5 protein-coding genes are annotated in these 6,000 nt (G+C 58.7%); 2 read left to right on the top strand and 3 right to left on the bottom strand.

Annotated elements, in window-relative coordinates; translation table 11 throughout:
* Window positions 1-50 precede the first annotated feature (50 nt).
* Entirely contained in the window at window positions 51-1,670 is a 1,620-nt protein-coding gene (locus Q672_RS30365) for an FAD-dependent monooxygenase (RefSeq protein ID WP_031226872.1), read from the bottom strand.
* 94 nt (window positions 1,671-1,764) lie between these two features.
* Here Q672_RS30365 and dinB point away from each other — a divergent pair, with 94 nt between their 5' ends.
* Entirely contained in the window at window positions 1,765-2,868 is a 1,104-nt protein-coding gene (gene dinB / locus Q672_RS30360) for a DNA polymerase IV (protein ID WP_022986295.1), read from the top strand.
* Window positions 2,869-3,013: 145 nt separating this feature from the next.
* Here dinB and Q672_RS30355 read toward each other — a convergent pair whose 3' ends face one another.
* Window positions 3,014-3,229, bottom strand: a complete 216-nt coding sequence (locus Q672_RS30355) for a hypothetical protein (RefSeq protein ID WP_022986294.1) — start codon at window positions 3,227-3,229, stop codon at window positions 3,014-3,016.
* Window positions 3,230-3,536: 307 nt separating this feature from the next.
* Here Q672_RS30355 and ppnN point away from each other — a divergent pair, with 307 nt between their 5' ends.
* Window positions 3,537-4,904, top strand: coding sequence for a nucleotide 5'-monophosphate nucleosidase PpnN (gene ppnN / locus Q672_RS30350; RefSeq protein WP_022986293.1), 1,368 nt, complete (start codon window positions 3,537-3,539; stop codon window positions 4,902-4,904).
* A gap of 213 nt (window positions 4,905-5,117) precedes the next feature.
* Here ppnN and Q672_RS30345 read toward each other — a convergent pair whose 3' ends face one another.
* Entirely contained in the window at window positions 5,118-5,888 is a 771-nt protein-coding gene (locus Q672_RS30345; protein ID WP_022986292.1) for a 3-hydroxyacyl-CoA dehydrogenase, read from the bottom strand.
* Window positions 5,889-6,000: the final 112 nt, after the last annotated feature.

The raw sequence follows: 6,000 nt of genomic DNA, 5'->3' as shown, positions 1-6,000 counted from the left end.
CATGCCTTTCAGATCACATAACGCGTAACTGCGTCGCTGTTAACTGTTCACTATTCACTGTTAACTCTCTGCAGCACCGCATCCAGATACCCCAACAAGTGATCCGCATTGCCCACCGGCGCGCGGTACCCCAGATGCCCGTCAGGGCGCATCAGCCACAAACGTGGTCCCTCGCCAAAGGCTGCCGCAAATTCCCCCTCGTGATCCTGCCAGATACGGGTGGTACCTTCCTGGGGAATCTGTTCTTCAGGGGTATGCCGGGAGGCAATGACGGTCAGGTGGGCACGCTCACGGTAATCCTGGCCCAACCGGTCGCTGAAGGCATACAGCACCAGCTTTTCGTTGTGCTCGGGGTTCGCGCTCAGTTGCAACAGCAAATGGTGCACCGGCTTTTTCAGCAGATCATGGAGCTGATGCAGGTGCCCAGTGCGCACAGAACGCATGGCCGCATCTGGCAAACGGTCGCCGGGTAACGGGCCCTGATGACGCCAGCCCAGCTCCGCTTCAGGGCCACTGGTGACCATGGGTGAGTTGCGGTAGTGCACATCCAACTGGCTGGCCGTACGCAGCAAGCGGGTGGCAATCCCCGGGCGGCTGCCTGCCATTTTCAGCAGGGAATCACGGCTGCGTCGCAGCAGGGGCAACTTGACCAGCGAAGCACGCGACAGCATGTCCACGCCGTACAGCATCTTTTCGGCCACCGGGCGACGCTCTTGTTCATAGCTGTCTAACAGTCGTCCATCCCCGTAGCCCTTCAGGTAATAGCCCAGCTTCCATCCCAGGTTGAAGGCATCGGCAATACCCGTATTCATGCCCTGCGCCCCCAACGGGCTCTGCACATGTGCAGCATCACCGACCAGGAAAGCACGGTTTCGGCGGTAGTTCTGGGCCAGGCGACGTTGTACGGTGAACTGGCTCAACCAGTGTGCCGTACCCAGTGCTGGCACCTCACCGAGAATCGAGCCCAGACGCTCTTCAAAGGGGTCAAGGGTCACGGGCTCCCCGGGTTCCTCATCCGTTGCCATGATCAAACGCCAGCCATTGGGCAACGGCAGCGCCACCAATAGCCCTGCTTCCTGCAGAAAGCCGTGGGAACTGTCTTCACGCCATGGGGCCTTCCAGGGCACATCTGCCAACAGGAAATGCTCCTTGTAATCCACCCCTTTATAGCCAATCCCCAGTTGCTCGCGCACGGTAGAACCCACGCCATCAGCTCCCACCAGTATGGCGCTCTCTACAGTGCTCACCTGAGCCCCCTGGCGGATGCGCGCAGTCACACGACTCCCGTCCTGGGTGAAATCCAGTAACTCCACCCCACGCAGCATCTCGCCACCCAGCGCCTTGTAGCGCTGAATCAAGGTCTCTTCCACCTGACTCTGTGGACAGCTCAATACCCAGGGAAAGGGAGCCTTCAGGGTGGTCAGGTCAAGATCGAACAGGAAGCCCTTGTCGCCGTAAACCGACACGCCCTTGAGCAATCTGGAGGCCTTGCGGATCGGAGCCAGCACATCCAGTGCCGAAAAAATTTCCAGGGTGCGGGCGTGCAGACCCAACGCCCGGGAATACGGGGAAGGCGTCTCCAGTCGGTCGAGTATCAGACAGTCGATCCCCTGCCGGCGCAGGCTGACCCCCAACGTCAGGCCACTGGGGCCAGCCCCGACAATCAACACCCGGGGCGTACGGTGAATGGTGGTGGCGATGTTACACTCTCCTTATGCAGCTTTCCGACGTCAGACGACTGGCACCCTACGCCAGAGTTTTACCATGAGTCACCCGCCGCGCAAGATCATTCATGTAGACTGCGACTGCTTTTATGCCGCCGTGGAAGTCCGCGACGATCGTACCTTACTCGGCCGCCCCGTGGCGGTGGGGGGTGATCCGCACCGCCGAGGCGTTATTGCAACGTGCAATTATCCTGCCCGCCAGTTCGGGGTTCATTCGGCGATGGCATCATCCCAGGCCTTGCGACTCTGCCCGGATCTGGTGATTGTGCCGCCCAACTTCGATAAATATCGCAAGGTATCAACACAAATCCATGACATTTTTAAGCGCTATACCTCACTGATTGAGCCCTTGTCGCTGGACGAAGCCTATCTGGATGTCACCGCCAGTGAGCAGTATGACAATAGTGCCACCCGCATTGCCGATGCCATTCGCCGCGAGGTGCGCCAGCAAATCGGTATCACGGTGTCAGCCGGGGTTGCCCCCAACAAGTTTCTCGCCAAGGTGGCCAGCGACTGGCGCAAACCCGACGGGCTGTTTGTGATACCGCCGGATCAGGTGGAACGCTTTGTGGCCGAATTGCCGGTCAAAAAAATTTCCGGTGTGGGGCGAGTGACGGCCGAGCGAATGACCAGCCTGAATCTGCACACCTGTGGAGACCTGCAAGGATTGAGCCGGCTGACGCTTGCACAGCACTTCGGCAGCTTCGGCGAGCGCTTGTACCACCTGAGCCGGGGGGAGGATAACCGCCCGGTGCAAACCGGCCGACGCCGTAAATCGGTCTCTGTCGAGCGCACGTATGACAAGGACCAACCCACGCTGAACGACTGGCTGCGTGAGCTCGACGGGTTACTTGAGAAACTCAAAGCACGCTTTGAGCGGCTGGATCAGAACTACCTGATCAGCGGCCTGACCGCAAAAGTGAAATACCAGGATTTTGTCAGTCTGAGTTGCGACAAGGCGGGCACCGATCTGGATCCTGCCCATTTTGAGGCACTGCTTCAACAGCTCTGGGAGCGCCGCCAGGGCCCGGCACGCTTGTTAGGCATTGGCGCCAGGCTACGCGACCTGAAAGCCCCGCAACAACCCGACCTGTTTCCCGAAGAATGGGACAAGGCGCTACGGCAGCGGCGAGGGAAGAGCTGAATAGCAATAGAAAGTTCAAAGTTTAAACGCGCATCAGGCCTGAAGGTTTTGCGCTTTCCTTGCCGCGCTCAGCGGTATGGCTGCGGACACAGTCGTCCAGAAAGGCAAAACCCGGCTCGCGTCTTTTCAACTTTCAACTTTAAACTCAATGAACCGAGTGTCCGACCCGCTCCAGCAATTCCGGGGGCATCATGCCGTCCATCAACTCGCGACCGCGCTGTTTGACAGGCTCCATCTGGGCATCCAGATAGGCATCAAGGGTAGCCACACAGTGAGCACAACGATCCATGGTGGACGCATCTGGGTGATCCGCCACCGCCTTTACTGCTTGTTCAAGCTCATTGAGATACTTGAGCAACATGGTTTGCTCCGGTTAAACATGTTCGGTCGGGGCCTGAGGCCTCGAAACCCGCCAAGACTAGTCACAGGACAAGTCATATTTATGACAATGCGCCACCTGCGTCCTGCCATTACCGCCATGCACTCAGCATGCCAGCCCGTTGTCATGGTGTGTTCATTAAGACGCTCTCGGCATGTCAGGCGTTCCGGGGGGAAATGTAAAAATGCACGGGGTCACCCACACCTTTTGCCGACATAATCTCACGCCGCGCTGCCCCCAATTTGCGTTACTCTATCCCTTTGAAAGGACTTGCGAGGACACCCCGCCCATGACCGACACCCTGTCGACCATCGTTGCCCCGGAAGGCAGCCTGGAAGTACTCAGCCAGCACGAAGTCGAACGCCTGCGCGATACCTCCGGGCGTGGCCTGCATGAACTGCTGCGCCGCTGCGCCCTGGCGGTACTCAACTGTGGCACCCCCACCGACGACAGTCGCGAGGTGCTGGAAACCTACCGGAATTTCGACATCGAGGTGATTCAGGAAGATCGCGGACTACGCCTGAAACTGGATAACGCCCCTGCCGGCGCCTTTGTCGATGGCCGCATGATCCGCGGTATCCGCGAGCATCTGTCAGCCGTGCTGCGTGACATTGTCTACGTGGCCAACGAGATTCAGAACAACGACGGCTTCGATCTCAATAGCAGTCACGGGATCACCAATGCGGTGTTTCACATCCTTCGCAATGCGGGGGTTCTGCGTGCCGGCGCCTCCCCCAATATGGTGGTGTGCTGGGGGGGGCACAGCATTTCCCGCGAGGAATACGACTACAGCAAGAGTGTGGGTTACCAGCTGGGCCTGCGCCACAAGGATATCTGCACCGGTTGTGGCCCCGGGGCCATGAAGGGCCCAATGAAAGGGGCGCATGTGGCCCATGCCAAGCAGCGGTTCAAAGGAGGCCGCTATCTGGGGATTTCCGAGCCGGGCATTATCGCCGCGGAAGCCCCCAACCCCATCGTCAATGAACTGGTGATCATGCCAGATATTGAAAAACGGCTTGAGGCCTTCCTGCGTGTCGGCCATGGCATCATTGTCTTTCCGGGGGGGGTCGGCACCACCGAGGAAATTCTCTACCTGCTGGGCGTGCTGCTGCACCCGGACAATATCGACATGCCCTTGCCGGTAGTCTTTACCGGGCCCGCCAGCAGCGCCGACTATTTTCGCCAGGTGGACGCCTTTATTCGTACTAACCTGGGTGAGCAGGCGGCACAGCGTTACCAGATCATCATCGATGACCCGGAAGCGGTCGCGAAAACCCTGTGCCATGGCATCGACAAGCTGACCCTGTTCCGCCGTGACAATGACGATGCCTTTTACTTTAACTGGCGACTGACTATCCCGCTGGATTTCCAGTCCCCGTTCGAGCCGAGCCATGCCGCCATGGCCGCCCTGAACCTGAGCCCCGACCAGCCGGTGCACACACTTGCCGCCAACCTGAGACGAGCCTTTTCTGGCATCGTGGCAGGCAATGTGAAAGAACAGGGCATCCATGCCATCGAACAACACGGCCCCTACAAGCTGCACGCCCCGGGCGAACTCATGACTCACCTTGATGAACTGCTAAAAGCCTTTGTCGTTCAGCAGCGCATGAAGTTGCCGGGCAGCCATTACGAGCCGTGCTATGCGTTAGAGGGCTGAAAGGCAGCTTCGAGCGGTGAGGATAACCCTGCCTGTCGGAGCGTCGCTGGCGGCGCGAAGGGGTGAGCGGAAAAAATAGCCTACGCACCTACAGCATGGGGAGTGCTGCAAACCATTCCCTCAAATCTGCGATAAAAACCCAAAAAGCCCCGGAAGTCCGGGGCTTTTTGGGTTTCAGCTAGTAGCTGGCCGCTAATCGATCACCGCGACTATTTAACGCGGCTGCATGCGGATACCGCCATCCAGGCGAATGGTTTCGCCATTCAGGAACTTGTTCTCGATCATGTGGCATACCAGCTGACCAAACTCTTCCGGGTTACCCAAACGCTTGGGGAACTGGGTCATTTCGATCAGCGGCATTTTCACCTTGTCCGGTGCCGCGTTCATCAGCGGGGTATTGAAGATCCCCGGGGCGATGGTGTTGCAACGGATGCCCAGCGGTGCCAGATCACGGGCGATCGGCAGGGTCATGCCAACAACCGCACCCTTGGTGGCGGAGTAGGCTACCTGGCCAACCTGACCATCGAAGGCCGCAACGGAAGCGGTGTTCACTACCAGGCCACGCTCGTTGTCTTCACCCGGCTCGTTCTCTGCCATGGCGGCAGCGGCCAGACGGGTCACATTGAAGGTACCGATCAGGTTGATCTGCACAACCTTGCTGAACACACCCAGATCATGAGGCTTGTTTTCGCGGCCAACGGTCTTCATGGCAGAGCCCACACCCGCACAGTTCACTGCCACGTGGATGGCACCAAACTTCTCTACGGTGGCCGCCACCGCCGCCTGCACAGAGGCCTCATCAGTCACGTCGGTCTTCACAAACGCCGCGTTGTCACCCAGTTCAGCGACAACCGCCAGACCCTGCTCTTCGTTCAGGTCCAGAATCATCACCTTACCGCCTTTGGCTGTGATGGCTTGCGCTGTCGCGTGACCCAGGCCAGATGCGCCACCAGTAATAACGGCAACAATATCGGTAATATTCATATGCTCTCCTTACGGTATGGGGCCATAAGGAACCTCTGAATAACGCCTGGCATGCTCAGCGTGTGCTGATGCGTGAAGCGCTTGTATCTTGTCTCCACGGTTAGGGAGGCCC

It is taken from the genome of Alcanivorax sp. P2S70 (genome assembly GCF_000475295.1).
GTDB lineage: Bacteria > Pseudomonadota > Gammaproteobacteria > Pseudomonadales > Alcanivoracaceae > Alcanivorax > Alcanivorax profundi.
The sequence above is the reverse complement of the archived record's forward strand: the minus strand, read 5'-3'. Positions and strand labels throughout refer to the sequence as shown.

Bases quoted from the DNA above. Each gene is read 5' to 3' on its own strand.
- ppnN (WP_022986293.1), top strand. From the start codon at position 3,537: ATGACCGACACCCTGTCGACCATCGTTGCCCCGGAAGGCAGCCTGGAA.
- dinB (WP_022986295.1), top strand. From the start codon at position 1,765: ATGAGTCACCCGCCGCGCAAGATCATTCATGTAGACTGCGACTGCTTT.
- Q672_RS30345 (WP_022986292.1), bottom strand. From the start codon at position 5,888: ATGAATATTACCGATATTGTTGCCGTTATTACTGGTGGCGCATCTGGC.
- Q672_RS30355 (WP_022986294.1), bottom strand. From the start codon at position 3,229: ATGTTGCTCAAGTATCTCAATGAGCTTGAACAAGCAGTAAAGGCGGTG.